Source organism: Neorhizobium sp. NCHU2750, assembly GCF_003597675.1.
Lineage (GTDB): Bacteria > Pseudomonadota > Alphaproteobacteria > Rhizobiales > Rhizobiaceae > Neorhizobium.
Map to the genome: position 1 here is coordinate 4182583 of NZ_CP030827.1, position 17037 is coordinate 4199619.

At 60.5% G+C, this 17037-nt stretch carries 18 protein-coding genes; 11 read left to right on the top strand and 7 right to left on the bottom strand.

All coding sequences use genetic code 11. The annotated features are described in order from the left end of the window. Positions 1–96: 96 nt before the first annotated feature. Complete coding sequence (gene deoC / locus NCHU2750_RS20090) at positions 97–870, top strand: deoxyribose-phosphate aldolase (protein ID WP_119942512.1); 774 nt, start codon at positions 97–99, stop codon at positions 868–870. 8 nt (positions 871–878) lie between these two features. Then, positions 879–2192 carry a thymidine phosphorylase gene (deoA, locus tag NCHU2750_RS20095; protein ID WP_205583869.1) on the top strand — a complete coding sequence of 438 codons (1314 nt, stop codon included), beginning with the start codon at positions 879–881 and terminating at the stop codon, positions 2190–2192. Between the two features lie 9 nt (positions 2193–2201). Here the strand turns inward: deoA and NCHU2750_RS20100 are convergent, their stop codons facing one another. The 7 genes from NCHU2750_RS20100 to NCHU2750_RS20130 form a co-directional block, all read right to left on the bottom strand. Continuing rightward, positions 2202–2741 (bottom strand): TIGR02281 family clan AA aspartic protease, encoded by a 540-nt coding sequence (locus NCHU2750_RS20100; protein WP_119942514.1) that lies wholly within the window; start codon positions 2739–2741, stop codon positions 2202–2204. 114 nt (positions 2742–2855) lie between these two features. Next, positions 2856–3485 carry a uracil phosphoribosyltransferase gene (upp, locus tag NCHU2750_RS20105; RefSeq protein ID WP_119942516.1) on the bottom strand — a complete coding sequence of 210 codons (630 nt, stop codon included), beginning with the start codon at positions 3483–3485 and terminating at the stop codon, positions 2856–2858. A 61-nt stretch (positions 3486–3546) separates the two neighbouring features. Further along, positions 3547–4551: an adenosine deaminase gene (locus NCHU2750_RS20110; protein WP_119942517.1), complete on the bottom strand. Its 1005-nt coding sequence runs from the start codon at positions 4549–4551 to the stop codon at positions 3547–3549. After that, positions 4548–5768, bottom strand: a complete 1221-nt coding sequence (locus tag NCHU2750_RS20115) for a phosphopentomutase (protein ID WP_119942519.1) — start codon at positions 5766–5768, stop codon at positions 4548–4550. Before NCHU2750_RS20115 ends, NCHU2750_RS20110 begins: the two co-directional genes overlap by 4 nt. A 117-nt stretch (positions 5769–5885) precedes the next feature. Further along, positions 5886–6470, bottom strand: coding sequence for a TadE/TadG family type IV pilus assembly protein (locus NCHU2750_RS20120; RefSeq protein ID WP_119942521.1), 585 nt, complete (start codon positions 6468–6470; stop codon positions 5886–5888). Then, positions 6470–7093 carry a TadE/TadG family type IV pilus assembly protein gene (locus NCHU2750_RS20125; RefSeq protein ID WP_119942523.1) on the bottom strand — a complete coding sequence of 208 codons (624 nt, stop codon included), beginning with the start codon at positions 7091–7093 and terminating at the stop codon, positions 6470–6472. Before NCHU2750_RS20125 ends, NCHU2750_RS20120 begins: the two co-directional genes overlap by 1 nt. A gap of 114 nt (positions 7094–7207) precedes the next feature. Continuing rightward, positions 7208–7618, bottom strand: coding sequence for a pilus assembly protein N-terminal domain-containing protein (locus NCHU2750_RS20130; RefSeq protein ID WP_119942525.1), 411 nt, complete (start codon positions 7616–7618; stop codon positions 7208–7210). 396 nt (positions 7619–8014) lie between these two features. Here NCHU2750_RS20130 and NCHU2750_RS20135 point away from each other — a divergent pair, with 396 nt between their 5' ends. The 9 genes from NCHU2750_RS20135 (at position 8015) to NCHU2750_RS20175 (ending at position 16873) form a co-directional block, all read left to right on the top strand. Beyond that, a complete protein-coding gene (locus NCHU2750_RS20135) occupies positions 8015–8203 on the top strand; it encodes a Flp family type IVb pilin (RefSeq protein WP_119942527.1) in 189 nt (62 codons plus the stop codon). A gap of 97 nt (positions 8204–8300) precedes the next feature. Continuing rightward, complete coding sequence (locus NCHU2750_RS20140; protein WP_119942529.1) at positions 8301–8822, top strand: A24 family peptidase; 522 nt, start codon at positions 8301–8303, stop codon at positions 8820–8822. A 119-nt stretch (positions 8823–8941) separates the two neighbouring features. Then, positions 8942–9742, top strand: coding sequence for a Flp pilus assembly protein CpaB (gene cpaB, locus NCHU2750_RS20145; RefSeq protein ID WP_119942530.1), 801 nt, complete (start codon positions 8942–8944; stop codon positions 9740–9742). 13 nt (positions 9743–9755) lie between these two features. Then, positions 9756–11240, top strand: coding sequence for a type II and III secretion system protein family protein (locus tag NCHU2750_RS20150; RefSeq protein ID WP_502703808.1), 1485 nt, complete (start codon positions 9756–9758; stop codon positions 11238–11240). 59 nt (positions 11241–11299) lie between these two features. Further along, a complete protein-coding gene (locus NCHU2750_RS20155) occupies positions 11300–11986 on the top strand; it encodes a CpaD family pilus assembly protein (protein ID WP_119942535.1) in 687 nt (228 codons plus the stop codon). A 55-nt stretch (positions 11987–12041) separates the two neighbouring features. Continuing rightward, positions 12042–13310 (top strand): CpaE/TadZ family protein, encoded by a 1269-nt coding sequence (locus NCHU2750_RS20160; RefSeq protein WP_245480428.1) that lies wholly within the window; start codon positions 12042–12044, stop codon positions 13308–13310. 32 nt (positions 13311–13342) lie between these two features. Continuing rightward, complete coding sequence (locus NCHU2750_RS20165) at positions 13343–14842, top strand: TadA family conjugal transfer-associated ATPase (protein WP_119942537.1); 1500 nt, start codon at positions 13343–13345, stop codon at positions 14840–14842. A gap of 32 nt (positions 14843–14874) precedes the next feature. After that, entirely contained in the window at positions 14875–15888 is a 1014-nt protein-coding gene (locus NCHU2750_RS20170; RefSeq protein ID WP_119942539.1) for a type II secretion system F family protein, read from the top strand. 10 nt (positions 15889–15898) lie between these two features. Continuing rightward, the gene (locus NCHU2750_RS20175; protein WP_119942541.1) at positions 15899–16873 is read left to right on the top strand and encodes a type II secretion system F family protein; all 975 of its coding nucleotides are present in this window, start codon (positions 15899–15901) and stop codon (positions 16871–16873) included. The last annotated feature ends 164 nt before the right edge of the window (positions 16874–17037 follow it).

Below are 17037 nucleotides of genomic sequence, written 5' to 3' on the forward strand. Positions count from 1 at the left end.
GCATAGCGACGCTGCGCCAATATACCCAATTTCTGCGGGTTGAATCGGATCGGTTGGGCGCTAAAACTGCCACTTCAATGAAAAGCGGAGGACACTATGGAACTGCAGAGCCCGCGCGAGGCGGCGGCGTTTGCCCTGTCTCTTCTCGACCTGACGAACCTGCGTGACGATTGCGACGAGGCCGCGATCGAAAACCTGTGCCTGCGTGCGCAGACGCCCTATGGCAACAGTGCCGCGATCTGCATCTGGCCGCGCTTTGTCGCCCATGCCCGCAAGATCCTCGGCGCCGGCCATCCAGTCCGCATCGCGACCGTGGTCAATTTCCCCTCCGGTGATCTGGCCGTGGCCGATGTCGTGGCGGAGACGGCGAAGGCTGTCGAGGATGGCGCCGACGAAATCGATCTCGTCATTCCCTACAAGGCCTTTATCGGCGGCGATGAGGCTGCAGTGACCGTCATGGTTGAGGCTGTCCGCGCGGCCTGCCCGCACTCGGCCCTCAAGGTCATTCTCGAAACCGGCGAACTGAAGGACATGCTGCTCGTCAGGCGCGCCTCCGAACTGGCGATTGCGGCTGGTGCCGATTTCATCAAGACGTCGACCGGCAAGGTGTCGGTAAACGCCACGCTGGAAGCGGCCGACATCATGTTGCGGTCGATCCGGGAATCGAAGGCCAAGGTCGGCTTCAAGCCGGCTGGCGGCGTTTCGACCGTTGCTGATGCCGATCTCTATCTGAGGCTTGCCGAAACCATCATGGGGCCGAACTGGATCATGCCCTCCACATTCCGCTTCGGTGCATCGAGCCTGCTCGACGATATCCTGGCGGTGCTCGCCGGCACGACCTCCCAGCGCGTGGCAGCCGGCGGCTATTGACGGCTCGGATGCTGCTTCCCCAGGAGATCATTCGCCGCAAGCGCGATGGCCACAGCCTGTCTGAGCGCGAGATCGGCGCTTTCGTCGCAGGACTGACTGGAGGCAGCGTTTCGGAGGCCCAGGCCGCAGCCTTCGCCATGGCTGTCCTGTTTCGGGACATGTCCCGAAACGAGACGATTTTGCTGACGCTTGCAATGCGCGATTCCGGCTCCGTCCTGAAATGGGACGGCATCGGCCGCCCGGTGGCCGACAAGCACTCGACCGGCGGTGTTGGCGACAACGTTTCGCTGATGCTGGCACCGATCGCTGCTGCCTGCGGGCTGGCCGTTCCTATGATTTCGGGCCGTGGCCTCGGCCATACGGGCGGCACGCTCGACAAGCTCCAGTCTATCCCCGGTTATGACATCGCCCCCGATCCGTTGCGTTTCGCTCAGGTCGTAGGTGATGTCGGCTGTGCCATCGTCGGCCAGACGGCCGATCTCGCCCCCGCCGACCGCCGCCTCTATGCCATCCGCGACGTGACGGCGACGGTGGAATCCGTTCCCTTGATCACCGCCTCGATCCTGTCGAAGAAGCTGGCAGCCGGGCTGCAGACATTGCTGATGGATGTGAAGGTCGGCACCGGTGCCTTCATGCAGGATATCAACGAGGCGCGCATACTGGCCCGCTCGCTGGTCGAGGTTGCTACCGGTGCAGGGGTGCCGACCGTGGCACTGATCACCGACATGAACGAACCGCTCGCCGATGCCGCGGGCAATGCGGTCGAAGTGATGAACTGCGTCGACTTTCTCAAATGCGGCAAAGCCGGTTCTAGACTTGAAACGCTGGTCCTGGCCGAGGTCGCCGAGATGCTGGTCCAGTCCGGACTGGTCGAAACAGTTGCGGCGGGAGAGAGCATGGCGCGCACCGCCCTGTCGTCCGGCCGGGCGCTCGAAACCTTCGGCCGCATGGTGCATGCGCTGGGCGGCCCGGCGGATTTCTGCGACCGGCCCGAGACATATCTACCCAAGGCGCCTGTCATGGCCGAGGTGCCGGCACCGGCAGACGGCTATCTCGCCGCCTGCGATGCAAGGGCGATCGGGCTTGCCGTGGTCGATATGGGGGGAGGCCGCCGCCAGGTTTCCGATGCGGTCGACCATCGCGTCGGCTTCAGCGACATGCTTGCGCTCGGTTCGGCCGTCACCAAAGGGCAGTCAATCGCGCGGGTTCACGCGACGTCGCGCGATGAGGCGGATATCGCGACAAAGGCCGTTCTTTCGAGCTATCGGATCGATGCCGGACCGCCGGCATTGTCGCCGGTCGTCGTCGAGCGGATCGCCTGACTGCTCTTGTCAGTTGGCGAGCGTCAGGCTGCCGCCCTTCACCTGATAGGATTTCAGCTTCGTCAGGAAGCTCATGCCGACCAGCGTCCCGGACAGCGACGAATCGCGCAGCACGAAAGCATCCACGTCGCGAACGCGAACATTGCCGATCTCGACGCGGTCGAGCACCACATGGGCCGCTTCCGTCTTGCCGTTCGCCGTATTCGCCGTGTAGCGGAAGTCGAGATCATTGCCGCCGAAGCCGAGCTTGCGGGCCGTGCTTTCGTTGATCGCGACAAGCGACGCGCCGGTGTCGACAAGCCCGGTGATCGGTTTGCCGTTGATGCGGAAGTTGCCGATGAAATGCCCGCGGCCATCGGCATCGAGCACGGTGCTGCCCGGTGTCAGCGAGGCGGCTTCCGGCGCAGTTCTGGATGCACCTTGCGGCGGAGCGGCTTGATCGGTCGCTGACTGCTGTTCTGCCGGATTTTCCGTCCGCTGGATCAGGGCCGGGATCTGTGTCGCAATGACGGCGGCGACGGCGGCGAATATGGCGGTGCGCACAAGCATGGTCTGTCCCTAGGTTCAGACAAATCACGCTAGACCGCAATGGTTACGAAAAAGCGGCCTGACCCTTTCGGGCCGGCCGCCTTCTTCATCATTGGTTAGGAAATCCTGAAATTTCTATTTCGTGCCATACATGCGGTCGCCCGCATCGCCGAGGCCGGGCACGATATAGCCCTTCTCGTTGAGATGGCTGTCGATTGAGGCCGTGTAGATCTTCACGTCCGGATGGGCTTCCTGGAAATTCTGGATGCCTTCGGGTGCTGCAAGCAGGCAGAGGAAGCGGATGTTGTTGGCGCCGCGTTCCTTCAGCTTGTGCACGGCAGCGATCGAGGAATTGCCCGTCGCCAGCATCGGATCGACAACGATGACCAGCCGCTCGTCCAGCCCGTCCGGCGCCTTGAAGTAATATTCCACCGGCTGCAGCGTATCGTGGTCGCGGTAAAGCCCGATATGCGAGACGCGCGCGGAAGGCACGAGTTCGAGCATGCCTTCGAGCAGGCCGTTACCGGCGCGCAGGATGGAGACGAAGACCAGCTTCTTGCCTTCCACCACCGGCGCCTGCATCTCGGTGATCGGCGTTTCGATCGTTTCCATCGTCAGGTCGAGGTCGCGGGTGACCTCGTAGCAGAGCAGCATGGAGATCTCGCGCAACAGCCTGCGAAAGCCGGCCGTCGAGGTCTCCTTCTTGCGCATGATCGTCAGCTTGTGCTGCACCAGCGGATGATCGATGACTGTGACGCCGTCCATGGCCTTTTCCCTCTTCGTTATCGTCTTCTTCTTCCCGAAAAACGCTGCGTTCCGCAAGCCTTCACGTCATCGACACCGCTTGATCCCCAATCTCTCTGTCGAAACGGGCAAGCAATGCAGCCTTTGTCGCATCGTCGACGAAGGCGGCTTCGAGCGCCGTCCGCGTCATCGAATTGATCTCGGCATCGCTCATGCGGATCACCGTTGAGGCGATGTCGTATTCGCGGGCGAGCGAGGTGGAAAAGAACGGCGGGTCGTCGGAATTGATGCAGACCTTCACCCCCGCGGCTTTCAACCGCTTCAGGGGATGGCTGTCGAAATCGGCAAACACGCTGAGTGCGATATTCGAGCCCGGACAAACCTCCAGCACGGTGCCGAGTTCGGCAAGCCGCGCCACCAGTGCATCATCCTCGATTGCCCTCACGCCATGGCCGATACGCGCGGGCTTCACCAGATCCAGCGCATCGGTAACGCTGAAGGCGCCGCAGACTTCCCCGGCATGGATGGTCAGGCCAAGCCCGGCATCGCGGGCAATGTCGAAGGCACGGGCATAATCGGCAACCCGGCCCATCCGTTCTTCGCCTGCCATGTTGAAGCCGGTGACCAGCGGATTTTTCGCACGCGCCGCATATTCCGCGGCAGCGATGACGCGCTCGGGACCGAAATGCCGCTCGCCGGTCACGATGATCCTGGCCTCGATCCCCGACCTTTCCTTCGCTGCCGCGATCCCGTCGCAAATTCCGGCAAGATAGGCATCGGCGCCGAGCCCGATCCGGTCGCCATGATCGGGGGAAACGATGATTTCGCTGTAGATCGTGCCGATGGCTGACAGTTCATCAAGATAGGTTTGAGTCAGCAGCGCATAGTCCGCCTCGGTCCTGAACAGGGCCGCGACGGCATCATAAGCGACGAGAAATTCCGAAAAGTCACGCCAGATATAGACGCCGTCCCGCAGGAAGCCACTCATGTCCACGCCGTATCTTTCCGCTTGCGAAAGCGCCAGTGCCGGCGGTGCAGCGCCCTCGATATGGCAGTGGATCTCGGCCTTTGGCAGGTTCTGGGTCACAGGAAACTCCATCCATGCCGGCCGGCCGGAATGCCGAGATGCGCGGCCACCGTTTCGCCGATATCGGCATAGGACGACCTAACACCGATAGAGCGGGTTCTGATGCCGGGGCCGAAGGCCATGATCGGCACGCGTTCGCGTGTATGGTCGGTGCCGCGCCATGTCGGATCGCAGCCGTGATCGGCAGTCAGGATCACGATATCGCCTGGCTTCATCCGCCGATGGATATCCGGCAGGCCGAGATCGAAGGCTTCGAGTGCCGCCGCATATCCCGGCACGTCGCGGCGGTGGCCGTAGACCATGTCGAAATCGACGAAATTGGTGAAGACCAGATCGCCGTCGGCGGCTTCGTCCATCGCCGCAAGCGTCGCGGCCGCAAGCGCTGCATTGCCGTTCGCCTTGATCACCCGCGAAATACCCTGGTGGGCGAAAATGTCGCCTACTTTACCCACAGCATGGACGCTGCGGCCCGCATTGATGAGCCGATCGAGCAAGGTCGGCTCCGGCGGCAGGACCGAAAAATCGCGCCGATTGCCGGTCCGCTCGAATGTATCGGGGGTTTCACCAAGGAACGGGCGGGCGATCACCCGGCCGATATTGAGAGGATCGAGCAGCCCGCGAACGACGTGGCACAGCTTGATCAACCGCTCGAAGCCGAAATGGGTCTCGTGCGCCGCGATCTGGAACACGCTGTCACTCGATGTATAGCAGATCGGCTTGCCGCTGCGGATATGCTCCTCGCCAAGGCTCGCGATGATCTCGGTGCCCGAGGCATGGCAATTGCCGAGAATGCCCGGAATATTGCCCTCGCGGCAGATGGCTTCCACCAGTTCGGGCGAAAACGCATCGCCTTCCGTCGGGAAATATCCCCAGTCGAACATCACCGGCGTGCCGGCGATCTCCCAATGACCTGAAGGCGTGTCCTTGCCGTTCGACATTTCGTTTGCCGCGCCATAGAGGCCGAACAATCGTTCCGGCAGGGGCATGCCGGCCGGATAATTGCCGCTCGCAATCCTGGCGATATCCATCAGCCCCAGCGAGGTCATGTTGGGAAGCTTCAGGGGGCCCTGCCTCAGGCCTGCCCGGTCAGCCGCGCCGGCTGCGCAGAATTCCGCGATATGGCCGAGCGTATTGGAGCCGAGATCGCCGTAATCGGCCGCATCCCGTGCACCACCGACACCAAAGGAATCAAGAACGAAAAGAAAGGCACGCGCCATCTGCCACCGGTCATCTGAATGCTGTCTGGCCCGGTCCTCATGACAGGGCTGAATCGCGATACATATAGTCCGGCAGAGATATTGGCAAAGCCTGCGGCAAAAGCAGGGCGGGAGTTATCAGCAGCCCGTGCAACTGATGCTGGTTCCCACGCGTTGGCGATAGAAGAACTGGCGGCTGAGCGTCAGCGTCCTCAACTGGTTCGGCATCAATCCCGGCATGAACATCAGCAGCTGGTGGGTGACAGAGACTTCCGATCGCACCAGAAACGTGCTGGCCGTGCGCATGTCTGTCGGCACATCGCTCACGGCGGTGCCTGTGGCATAAGGCCTGGATCCGTCCTGCGCCCATGACCAGGCGACGGTCGGGTTGCCGGATGCGTCCAGCGTGATGCCGGTGATCTTTATCGACAGGTTTTCCGGCGTATAGGGCGTGAATATGCTGTTGGTGACATTGATCATCTGCTGCAGGTCGGTGGAAGCGACCGACGACTGCTGTGTCACCAGATCGGCGATCGTGCTGGCCGAGCGTGTGACGCGCTTGGAAAAGCTTAGCCCGACCGTCAGCTCGAACGAGGTGATGTAGAGGGCGAGCAACAGCGGCGCGATCAGTGCAAATTCGACACCGCCGACACCACGAACATCCCGGCCGAACAGGCGCAGGCGATCGATGAGGAGCCGCAAGTTGGCGTGCTGCTTCCTCATCACGGATATTCCTCGTTCTTGAAGGCGCTCGTCTCAACGATCAGGAAGTAATTCGATCCGCTGGTTGGCCGCATGTTCGAGATATAGGGCCGCAGCAGATCGGTCATGATGTCCCACTTGTAGTATGCGCGCAGCATGTTCTTGGTGCTGGCACCGCCCGGCGCATAGCTGAAGGATGATGTGTCGAGATCTCCAGCCGATGTGACAGGAACGGTGGTCGGCATGTCGGAGAAGTTCGTGTAGCTTTTGACGTCGAGGAAAAGCTTCGTAGGTGTAGCGATTTCCGACGCGCTGCACTGGATGAGGATAGAGATCTCGTTGCAGAATGCGGTGCGGAAGGCCGCCTGGTTCATATAGGTCGTGGCGCTGGCATTGCTGAATGTAATATTGCCGGTGCGCAACTTGCGTCCCATCGTATCGACGGCATTGGCAACGAGTTGCTCGGCCGTATAGGCGACGAATGTCTCGATGATTGCGAAGACGATCAGGAAATAAGGGATCGCCAGGATGGCGAACTCGATCGCCGCCGCACCGTCCTTCGACCGAAACAGCCTTCTGAGGCGGGATTTGGAGGCGTTGGGAGACGTCTTTCCGTCAGCCGCAGTCGAATTCTTCTGGTGCATCTCTTCCTGTCCGGCAAACGGCGAAGACGAGCACACCATATGGAATGATTATTGAAAATCCGTTTCTCGACTGATGCAGATTGATGCAGTCGAAAGCGTCACGGCGTCACGGCGTCACGGCGTCTTGGCGGCCGTGGTCGTGCCGCTCTGGGTATGCTGTTCGCAATTCGGCGTACAGGACAGCACGGTTCGTTCCGTCTGCTTGAAGACGCGCACGGTATTGCCTTCATCGATCGACACGAGAACGCGCTCGTCGGCGATCGCATTCCCGTCCTTGTCGAGGAGCACCAGATTGGTCGTGCCGAAACTGCGACCTGTCAAGACGATCGTCGTCGCGTCGGCAACGGTCGCATCCGCCACTTCCGAATTGCCGACGATGACCTTGGCCACGGGCCGATCGAGCTTGAGCACGCGAGCCTGATTCATGAACACCCGCAGAAGGTCCTGATCCTCTGCGGCGCAGGCGGCACCGGCAATCAGGCCGGATGCAATGGTAAGGGCGGCCATTACGCGACGCAGCGCCATTTTAAAGGTCCTTAGGGCGGATTTCGATATGAACAGAAGATGACGCTGATTGGTGAATGAAGCCTTAAGCATGAAATGGGCACGGCCTTACTTGTGGCTTAACCCTTTTCGCGTCGGGCGAAACTCACGGCATAATTGATGAGTTGTCAGAGTAAGGTGTTGAAATAAAAATAACATTAGGATCTTGTTTCATGTTGGGGTGAGCGTAGAAAAAACGCTCGGTTTTCATCAGGAAATGTTTACCAACGCGGCCATAAGTGACCCGTTTAACCTCTTGGTAACGCTTCTCATTAAGTGGTTGGCAATCGTCCGCCTGTAGTTTTCATCTCAACCGAGCAACGAGAAAACAGTTGTCGGTAAGTGCTGAACAACAATTGTGTGGAGTAGGAGAGTCCAATGTCCAAGATTTTCGCTCGTTTTCGCAAAGATGAATCCGGTGCAACGGCCATCGAATATGGTCTGATTGCCGCTCTCATCTCGGTTGCTCTTATCGCCGGCGCTTCGACGCTTGGCAACCAGCTTGGCAACACCTTCAATGCGATCTCAACCAAGATGGGTACTGCCAACACTGCTGCTAACAAGTAATTAGCTGCCGCTCGTTCGGCACCTATGACAATGGTTAAAGCCGTCCCGCGTCGGGCGGCTTTGAACCTTTTTGAGAGTTCGTTCGAGAGAGTTGCCCATGCTGAGTGAAGTCGTCGCCACTCTGGTGCTCACGATCTTTCCGGCGGTACTGATCGCTGCTGCAGTCAGCGACTTTCTGACGATGACCATATCGAACCGTCTGTCGCTCGCCCTTGCCCTGGCCTTTCTTGTGCTGGCGCCCGTGTCCGGCATGCCGCTCGTCTCGACCGGTTACAGCCTTCTTGGCGCCGCAGCGGTTTTTCTTGTCTGCTTCGCGCTTTTCGCCGCTAATATTATGGGTGGCGGTGATGCAAAGCTTCTGACGGCAGCGAGCCTCTGGTTCGGTCTTGATCCATCTCTGGCTACTTTCATCGTTTCTGTCGCCTATGCCGGCGGCGGCGTGACGCTGCTTTTCCTCCTCTTGCGGATGCGTGCCGATACGGTCATGGCCATGGGCATTCCCTTGCCGGTTTCGATCGTCGGGACCAGGAAAATTCCTTATGGCATTGCCATTGCCATCGGTGGCCTGATGGCCTTTTCGGCATCTCCCATCGCAAATCTTGCGCTGAAAACATTGTAAAACGGCTCTGGATGCCGGCAATACTGCGTTAACCAGTATTGTAAGCTTGTCATTAACCATAATTACACCATTGCCGACGATCCTGTGGGGAAGATCAAGGATTCTCTTTAGGAACGGCAATGAAGCCCGCTCGCATCATCATTCTGACGGTGGCCGTTGTGGCCGCAGGCCTTGCCGGCCTGCTGGCCATGCGCATGGGTGGCCAATCGGCGCCGAAGCTGGTGGAAACGGTCATCAAGGAACCGACCATTCGCGTTCTTGTTTCGGCTGACAATTTGCCGGTCGGCGCGCGGCTGAACGACAAGTCGCTCCAGTGGCTGGATTGGCCGCGCGGCGGCATTGCCGAAGGTTTCATCACCAGCGAGGCCCGGCCGGATGCGATCAAGGAACTTGATGGTTCCGTCGTGCGCCTGCCCATCTTCAAGGGTGAACCGCTGCGGGCAGAGAAGATCGCCGACTCCTCCAGCCGCATCATGTCCTCGCTGCTTCCAGCGGGCAAGCGTGCCGTCGCGACGGAAATTTCGGTCGCCACCGGCGCCGGCGGCTTCGTGCTGCCGAACGACCGCGTCGACGTCATCATGGTTCGCCAGGACAAGAATGCGGGCAACGCATACATTACCGAGAACGTCCTCAACAACGTCCGCGTGCTTGCCATCGACCAGCACATCCAGGAAGCGCCCGACGGCAGCAAGTCCGTCGTTGGTACCACGGCGACGCTCGAACTGACACCGGATCAGGCCAAGGTCATGGCGGTCGCCCAGCAGATGGCGGAGCGCCTGACGCTCGCTCTGCGCTCCGTCGCCGATGCCCAGGAAGAGGATACGGATGCGGCAGACTATCTGCTGCACGGCGACGGCAAGGCAGACATACAGGTTATCAAGTCGGGATCGATCATCACCGGCTCGACGCAGGCGAATTGAACGGAGCGATCAGGTGACGAGCTTTAAACTCAAAATCCGCGGAATTGTTTCTGTCGGCCTGGCGTCCTGCCTGGCCGTTGCAGGCCTTCCCGAAGGTTTCGCTCCCTCTTTCCTCGCCGCGACCGAAGCGGCTGCGGCCGATAGCGGTGTGATCAAGATCGCTCAGGGCGGTCCCGGCGCCAAACGTCACCTGACGCTCGGGCTCAACAAGGCTTTGGTCATCGACCTGCCATCCGACGCCCATGACATCCTGGTTGCCGATCCGTCGATGGCCGATGCGGTCACCCGCACTTCAAGACGCATCTATCTCTTCGGCAAGACGGTCGGCCAGACCAATATCTTCGTCTTCGGGCCGAATGGCGAGGAGATCGTTACGCTCGACGTCGAGATCGAACGCGATATTTCGGGTCTTGAAGCAAATCTTCGCCGCTTCCTGCCGGATTCCAACATCAAGGTGGAAATCGTTTCCGACAACATCGTGCTTTCCGGCACGGTACGCACGCCCCAGGACAGCTCGCAGGCGCAGAAACTTGCACTGGCCTTCCTCAAGGGCGGCGAAGCCACGACCCGCAATATCACTGCGACGAGCGGCAACAATGGTGGCGATTCAGCGATCTACGCCGAAGACCGCCAGACCTCGCAGGTCGTCAATCTGTTGACCATCGAAGGTGAGGATCAGGTCACCTTGAAGATCACAGTGGCCGAAATCCGCCGCGAAATCCTCAAGCAGCTCGGCTTCGACAACACCTTCACCCGCAATCCGACTTCCAGAAATGGCCTCGACGTTCTGACGGTCGGTGCCGGATCCACCGGTCTTTCGGGAACCATCGCCGGAAGCATCGGCAAGCTCGGCATCGAGACGGCTCTCAGCGCGCTCGAACAGGCCAATGCGATCCGCACTTTGGCAGAGCCCACCCTGACGGCGATCTCCGGTCAGTCGGCGACATTCAATTCCGGTGGCGAAAAGCTCTATACGACCACCAATGCCGATGGCGTGTCGACGGTAACGAACTATTCCTATGGTATCTCGCTCGGCTTCACGCCGACGGTCCTCTCCTCCGGGCGCATCAGCCTGCGCATCCAGACGAAGGTATCCGAACCGGTTTCGACGAGCACCACCAACGTCGAATATCGCAAGCGCGATGCTGAAACCGTGGTCGAACTTCCTTCGGGTGGTTCGCTGGCACTTGCCGGCCTGATCCGTGACGACATTCAGCAGAGCATGAACGGAACCCCCGGTGCCTCCAAGCTGCCGCTGCTGGGAGCGCTGTTCCGCGAAAAGAGCTACCAGCGCGACGAAACCGAACTGGTCATCATCGCGACCCCCTATCTGGTTCGCCCCGTCAACCGCAATGAACTGTCCCGGCCGGACGACAATTTCCAGCCCGCCGGCGATGTCGAAAGCGTGTTCCTCGGCAGGGTCAACAAGATCTATGGCCGCAAGGAGGCGCCGCCGCCGGCACCTTACCAGGGCAATGTCGGGTTTATCTACAAATGACCAGGCGGACGCAGTCGAAGACCCCAAGACGTAGTCAGGCGCAGGAAAGGCGTCCTTCCATGGATCCGAGAAAGACAACGAGATATTCGACTGGCCGCCTGTCGGCAGCGTTGGTCATCGGCGCTGCGGCGCTGCTGTCTTCCTGTGCCGGCAAGGATAGCCTCACCACCAGCTCGCTTCCGGATGACTATCGCACCCGTCACCCGATCGTCGTCGGCGAGGCGGAAAAGACCATCGATATTCCGGTCGCAGCCGGCGACAGCGGCCTCAACAAGGGTCAGTCCGAAACGGTCGCCGGCTTCGTCGCCGAATATCGCCGCACCTCATCCGGCATCATCCAGATCGTCACGCCGCACGGATCGGCCAACGAAGGCGCTGCGGCATCCGCGGCATCGGCCACCCGCAAGCTGATGGTCAAGATGGGCGTTCCTGCCGGAAAGATCCTCATGGCCCGTTTCCCGGCGGATTTCGGTCAGTCGGCACCGATACACCTCACCTATGTGGCGATCGCCGCAAAAGTCGATGCCTGTGGTCAATGGCCGGCCGACATGACGCTCAATACGGAATCCAACAAGAACTACTATAATTTCGGTTGCGCCTATCAGGCCAACCTTGCCGCCCAGCTCGCCAACCCGAACGACATGCTCGGCCCGCGCCGCATGACGCCGCCCGATGGCGCCCAGCGCGACGCGGCGATGGATCGTTATCGCGGCGCCTACGTTGAACTGAAGGACATGGACGAATGAGCGGGCTCAACGGTTTGAAGGACGTGGCGCTATGATAAGCACTGTCCAATACGGCATGAACGGCGGGGCCTCGCAGGCCGACATGGCTGCAGAACAGCCTTCCGGCATCGATCTGGAATCGGTACGGCCGCTGCCGCGCATTTCGGTCCACGTCTTTTGCGAAAGCGAGGTCGTGCAGCGTATGGCCGACCAGATGGCGCGCGACCGCCGCATGGCCAAGGTCAATCTGCGCGTCACGAGCGGCGGCACCAGCGCTGCCGCCAACATGTTTGCATCATCGCCGACCCCCAATCTGATCGTGCTCGAGACGGCTGCAGAACCGCGCAATCTCTTAGGTGAACTCGCGCCACTGGCGGAAGTTTGCGATCCGTCCACTCGCGTCATCGTCATCGGCCGCTACAACGATATCGCTCTCTATCGCGAACTCGTCCGCAACGGCATTTCCGAATATCTCGTTGCACCAGTTCCTATGGCAGACATGATGGCGGCAATCTCGGCCATCTTTGTCGATCCCGATGCCGAACCGCTTGGCAAGTCGATTGCCTTTGTCGGCGCAAAGGGGGGTGTCGGCGCCTCGACGATCGCCCACAATTGCGCCTTCGGCATATCGAGCCTGTTTTCGACCGAAACGATCCTGGCCGATCTCGACCTGCCTTTCGGTACCGCCAATATCGATTTCGACCAGGACCCGATGCAGGGTATTGCCGAAGCCGTGTTTGCGCCCGAGCGCCTTGATGAAGTCTTTCTTGATCGCCTTCTGACCAAGTGCTCGGATCACCTCTCGCTTCTGTCGGCCCCGTCGCTGCTCGATCGCTCCTATGATTTCGAGGCCCGCGCCTTCCAGCCGGTGGTCGAGATCCTGCAGCGCAGCGCCCCCATGGCCGTGCTCGACGTGCCGCATGGCTGGAACGAATGGACAACATCCGTCCTGGCCGATGCCGACGAGGTCGTCATCTGCGCCGCTCCGGACCTCGCCAACCTGCGCAACACCAAGAACATGCTGGATGCGCTGAAGAAGCTGAGGCCGAACGATCGTGCGCCGCATCTTGTCCTCAACCAGGTCGGCATGCCGAAGCGCCCCGAAATCAGCCCGTCGGATTTCACCGAACCGTTGGAGATCGAACCGATCGCAATCCTGCCTTTCGATGCGCAACTGTTCGGCAACGCAGCCAATAGCGGTCGCATGATTGCCGAAATCGACGGCAAGTCGCCGGTCGCCGAAACCTTCTCGCAGATCGCCCATGTCGTGACCGGCCGTATCGCGGTCAAGAAGACGAAGAAGGGCGGTCTCGGCAAGATGCTCGGCATGCTGGGCCGCAAGTGAAGTTCACGTCAGATGAGAATTAGGTCCTAAGGATGTTTGGAAAGCGCGGAAACGATGGGTTCGGGAAGGCAGGCACGGTCGTCGCGCCGCCGCCGGCCGCTGCACAATCGCCGGCACCCGCAAGCCCCGCTCGACCACAGGCATCTCAGGCCGACCCGAAAGCATTGGCTCAGGGCGAAGCTTCGCGCCAGGCTGTTGCACCGCCGCCGCTTGCACCGTCACAGTCCACCCGCAAGCGTCCCGCCCGCGACGAGCAATATTATACGACGAAGAGCCAGGTCTTCTCCGCCCTGATCGACACGATCGACCTGTCGCAGCTCGCCAAGCTCGATAACGAGAGCGCGCGCGAGGAAATTCGCGATATCGTCAACGACATCATCACGATCAAGAATTTCGCGATGTCAATCTCCGAGCAGGAAGAGCTGCTCGACGACATCTGCAACGACGTTCTGGGCTATGGCCCGCTCGAACCGCTTCTGGCGCGTGACGATATCGCCGACATCATGGTCAACGGCGCTGGCCAGACCTTCATCGAAGTTTCCGGCAAGACGATCGAGTCGGAAATCCGCTTCCGCGACAACGCCCAGCTTCTGTCGATCTGCCAGCGCATCGTCAGCCAGGTCGGCCGCCGAGTCGACGAGAGCTCGCCGATCTGCGACGCCCGCCTTCCCGATGGCTCCCGTGTCAACGTCATCGCGCCGCCGCTGTCGCTCGATGGCCCGGCGCTCACCATCCGCAAGTTCAAGAAGGACAAGCTGACGCTCGATCAGCTGGTGAAGTTCGGGGCGATCACCCCGGAAGGCGCCGTGCTGCTCCAGATCATCGGTCGCGTTCGTTGCAACGTCGTCATCTCCGGCGGTACCGGCTCGGGCAAGACGACCCTTCTGAACTGCCTGACCCGCTATATCGACATCGACGAACGCGTCATCACCTGCGAAGACACCGCCGAACTGCAATTGCAGCAGCCGCATGTCGTGCGCCTCGAAACCCGTCCGCCGAATATCGAGGGCGAGGGCGAGATCACCATGCGCGATCTCGTCAAGAACTGCCTGCGTATGCGCCCCGAACGCATCATCGTCGGCGAAGTGCGCGGACCGGAAGTCTTCGACCTCCTGCAGGCTATGAACACCGGCCATGACGGGTCGATGGGCACGATCCACTCCAACACGCCGCGCGAATGCCTGAGCCGTATGGAATCGATGATCGCCATGGGTGGTTATACGCTTCCCGCCAAGACGGTGCGCGAGATCATCTCGGGTTCGGTCGACGTGATCATTCAGGCAGCCCGCCTTCGCGACGGTTCGCGCCGTATCACCCAGATCACCGAAGTGGTCGGCATGGAAGGCGATGTCATCATCACCCAGGACCTGCTGCGTTATGAAATGGACGGTGAGGACGCCAATGGCCGCATCATCGGCCGGCACGTCTCGACCGGCATCATCAAGCCGCATTTCTGGGATCGCGTCCGCTACTTCGGCGAAGAGCGCCGTCTCTCGGCGGCCTTTGATGCCATGGAAACGGCGCGGGATTGAGATAGGGCCATTGGACCGGAAGGGCAGTTCGCATGTTCGGGCTTGATTTGACCATGCTGTTGATCATCTTCCTGGCTGCCGTATCGGCGGCCTCGGTCGCCTACGCCCTGCTGTTTGCCCGCATCGAAACTGAAAAGAAGACGGGCGCGCGTCTCACGCGGGTCAAGGCGGCCGAAAGCGACGTCGGCAAGAAAAAGGCCGCCAGAGATCGCGTTCAGGAACTCTCCAAGCGCCGAAAATCGCTTCAGGACAGCCTGAAGGATCTGGAAAAGAAGCAGGAAGAGAAAAACAAGTATATCGGCGACAAGAGCCTGAAGTCGCGCCTGGCCCAGACCGGCCTGCCGCTGACCATCGGTCGCTTCACCATGATTTCCGTTGCGCTCGGCGCCGTTGTGGCACTGGTCCTGCTGATTGCCGGCATGTCGCTGCTTGTCTGCCTCGGTGCCGGCTTCGTCATCGCCTTCGGCCTGCCGCGATGGATCATCGGCTTCCTCGTCAAGCGCCGCCAGAACAAGTTCCTCGAAGAGTTTCCGAACGCTCTCGACGTGATGGTTCGTTCGATCAAGTCGGGTCTGCCGCTCAACGATGCGATCAGGATGATCGCTGCCGACGGCAAGGACCCGGTCAGGACCGAATTCCAGCGCGTCGTCGAATCCCAGCGCATCGGCCTCAGCGTGCCGGATGCCTGCGCCCGCATGCTGCAGACCATGCCGCTCGCCGAGGTCAACTTCTTCTCGATCGTCATCGCCATCCAGAGCCAGGCCGGCGGCAATCTGTCCGAAGCGCTCGGCAATCTTGCCAAGGTGCTGCGCGAGCGGCGCAAGATGAAGGCCAAGGTCTCCGCACTTTCCATGGAAGCGAAAGCCTCCGCCGTCATCATCGGCGCGCTTCCCTTCATCGTTGCCACGCTCGTCTATCTCACGTCGCCGCAATACATGATGGTCCTGTTCACCGATCCGCGTGGACATATCATCATGCTCGCATCCGGTGTCTGGATGACGATCGGCATCGTGGTGATGCGCAACATGATCAACTTCGACATATGAGGACCGGACGGTGAAAGCAATTTCCGCAGCACTCACCGAACCGACGACGCTCTTCGCCATTTTGGTTGCCGTCGCCGTCTTTGCAACGCTCTACACGATCGCCGCATCTTTCATGGACGGCGGCAATCTCGACAAGCGCATGAAGGCGGTCTCCACCGAACGCGAACAATTGCGCGCCCGCGAGCGCGCCCGCATGAATTCGGATAGCAAGGCCAGCCTTCGGACGCAGAACAACCAGTCCGTCCGCCAGATCGTCGAGCGCTTCAATCTGCGCGAGGCGCTGGTCGACGAGGGGACGATCAACAAGCTGCGCGCCGCGGGTCTGAGAACTCAGAATGCGCTGAACATGTTTCTTCTGGCGCGCTTTCTTCTGCCCTTCCTGTTCCTGATCATCGCCACGGTCTGGGTTTTCGTCCTCGGAAATCTCGGTTCCAGACCCTTCGGCATCCGCATTCTGGCGGTTGTCGGCTTCGCCTATGTCGGCTTCTATGCGCCGAATATCTATGTTTCGAACAAGATGAAGAAGCGCCAGGCGTCGATCACGCGCGCCTGGCCGGATGCGCTCGACCTGATGCTGATCTGCGTCGAATCGGGCATTTCGATCGAACAGGCGATGCGCCGTGCGGCCGAAGAGATCGGCACCCAATCGCCCGAACTTGCCGAGGAACTGGCGCTGACCACGGCGGAACTCTCCTTCCTTCCCGACCGCAAGACCGCGCTCGAAAATCTCGGCAACCGCACCCAGCTCGATATCGTCCGTTCCGTCGTCCAGGCGCTCATCCAGGCAGACCGCTACGGTACACCGGTATCACAGGCACTGCGAGTTCTCGCCCAGGAAAGCCGTGACGAGCGGATGAACGAAGCAGAAAAGAAGGCCGCGGCCCTGCCGCCGAAACTGACCGTCCCGATGATCCTGTTCTTCCTGCCGGTTCTCGTCGCCGTCATCCTCGGCCCCGCCGGCATTCAGGTCTCCGACCGCTTCTGATCGTCATCATATTGGACTAGAGCCTTTCCTGGTTAAATTGAAGCGCTCTGCCGGAGCAGGTTTTCGACAGGGCAAAGGCGATTGGCGACGGGCATACCCTACGGTACGTCCGAGCCGATCGCCTTTGATCCTGGCGGAAAGATGCCCGGCCCTTCGGGTTGGCT

Excerpts from the sequence above, each read along its gene's own strand:
- deoC (WP_119942512.1), top strand. The coding sequence starts at position 97 with ATGGAACTGCAGAGCCCGCGCGAGGCGGCGGCGTTTGCCCTGTCTCTT.
- deoA (WP_205583869.1), top strand. The coding sequence starts at position 879 with ATGCTGCTTCCCCAGGAGATCATTCGCCGCAAGCGCGATGGCCACAGC.
- NCHU2750_RS20100 (WP_119942514.1), bottom strand. The coding sequence starts at position 2,741 with ATGCTTGTGCGCACCGCCATATTCGCCGCCGTCGCCGCCGTCATTGCG.
- upp (WP_119942516.1), bottom strand. The coding sequence starts at position 3,485 with ATGGACGGCGTCACAGTCATCGATCATCCGCTGGTGCAGCACAAGCTG.
- NCHU2750_RS20115 (WP_119942519.1), bottom strand. The coding sequence starts at position 5,768 with ATGGCGCGTGCCTTTCTTTTCGTTCTTGATTCCTTTGGTGTCGGTGGT.
- NCHU2750_RS20120 (WP_119942521.1), bottom strand. The coding sequence starts at position 6,470 with ATGAGGAAGCAGCACGCCAACTTGCGGCTCCTCATCGATCGCCTGCGC.
- NCHU2750_RS20125 (WP_119942523.1), bottom strand. The coding sequence starts at position 7,093 with ATGCACCAGAAGAATTCGACTGCGGCTGACGGAAAGACGTCTCCCAAC.
- NCHU2750_RS20130 (WP_119942525.1), bottom strand. The coding sequence starts at position 7,618 with ATGGCGCTGCGTCGCGTAATGGCCGCCCTTACCATTGCATCCGGCCTG.
- NCHU2750_RS20135 (WP_119942527.1), top strand. The coding sequence starts at position 8,015 with ATGTCCAAGATTTTCGCTCGTTTTCGCAAAGATGAATCCGGTGCAACG.
- NCHU2750_RS20140 (WP_119942529.1), top strand. The coding sequence starts at position 8,301 with ATGCTGAGTGAAGTCGTCGCCACTCTGGTGCTCACGATCTTTCCGGCG.
- cpaB (WP_119942530.1), top strand. The coding sequence starts at position 8,942 with ATGAAGCCCGCTCGCATCATCATTCTGACGGTGGCCGTTGTGGCCGCA.
- NCHU2750_RS20155 (WP_119942535.1), top strand. The coding sequence starts at position 11,300 with ATGGATCCGAGAAAGACAACGAGATATTCGACTGGCCGCCTGTCGGCA.
- NCHU2750_RS20160 (WP_245480428.1), top strand. The coding sequence starts at position 12,042 with ATGAACGGCGGGGCCTCGCAGGCCGACATGGCTGCAGAACAGCCTTCC.
- NCHU2750_RS20165 (WP_119942537.1), top strand. The coding sequence starts at position 13,343 with ATGTTTGGAAAGCGCGGAAACGATGGGTTCGGGAAGGCAGGCACGGTC.
- NCHU2750_RS20170 (WP_119942539.1), top strand. The coding sequence starts at position 14,875 with ATGTTCGGGCTTGATTTGACCATGCTGTTGATCATCTTCCTGGCTGCC.